The following is a 1258-nucleotide window of genomic DNA, read 5'->3' on the forward strand; positions in this document are numbered from 1 at the left end:
CTCGGTATTCCGCTCCTTCAAAGTAACGAGCACGTTGGTTCCAGAGACTGCGTGTTGCGCGGCGAACGCCAAACATGCCATCCCAGTTGAACACCGTATCAATCTCAAATTCCTGACCACGGCGAGCCGCATCTAAATACTGTGTTCGGTAGCTCGCACTGCCCGCCCAGTAATCACCGACACCTTCTCCAATCGCACCAGTGTGGCCATACGCCCAATCGGGAACAATTTGATAGTGAATCCCGTGTCCTAGCTCGTGCAAAATCACATCTGCATCCGCAGCATCCGGAGATACTCCGCCAACGCCTAACATCAGCGCACGCGAACCTGTGTAGTAAGAAGAGTTGTCGAGCGCTAAACCACGTCCATCAAAGCGAAGCGGCTCTTCAAATAAGTCATAGCTCAAACTCGATAAGTACTGCAGTGAGTTGTCAAGGTGGTAAAACGCCATCAACTGCAAAAAGGCATTGTCGCCAAGCTGAGCGCTTTGCATCGCTTTTACATCAGAAAAAGATTGAACGCCTTCAGGCGGCAAAATACTGCTTGTATCGCGTACGGGCTCCGCACCTACCGCAGGTGTAGGCAGTAATGCAAGTGCATCCACCTGTTTAACGCGCTCGTTGGCTAGGTAGAAGTTGCCGTCAGACTGCAAAACTTGAATCTGCTTCTCAACATATTGAAGTGGCTGAGGATAATCCTCTAACGAATTCCAAGCGGAATCAGGCGCAGCTTGTTGCTGCATCGTACGTAAATCAGGATCAAACACTGAGACGGGAACCGTCACTAACTCACCGGAGCTCAACGCTGGCGGCTCGGTCACTTCCAATCGAACAGGCAATTCCAGTTCTGCGGCTGGCATCGCCTCGCCATTACGAATAACCGTATCTTCAAGGCTTTTGAAAATACGCTCGATTTGGCTGTCTTGGTTAGTCGACAGCACAATGGTGCGTTGCGGTTGATACTGACCATCGACCCACACATCAAAGTTGTAATGATCTCCAAGCTGAGAACGGGTCTGATAGCGAAACTTAAGTTCGCCAGCGCTAGCGTAATTGTCTTGTAAGTAGCGAAGCGCTTCGGCTTGGTTCGTGACCGTAACAGCTGCGCTAGGGTAATCCCACTGCGCTGCGTTCGTCACTTGAACGCCTGCCAACGCAAGAGAAAGCGCTAAAAGTTTGAGTTTCATGCTGAGCTCCTACTAAAAGATGTACTTCGCGTTAACCGTAAAGTAACGACCTGGTTCCGTTGAGTAGCGTTT

At 50.5% G+C, this 1258-nt stretch carries 1 pseudogene; it reads right to left on the reverse strand.

What is annotated here, in order from left to right:
* Positions 1–1186 (reverse strand): annotated as a pseudogene (locus R7P67_RS24965) (propeptide, peptidase); the annotation flags it as partial.
* Between the last annotated feature and the right edge of the window lie 72 nt (positions 1187–1258).

The sequence above is a fragment of the Vibrio sp. Vb0937 genome, assembly GCF_033338855.1.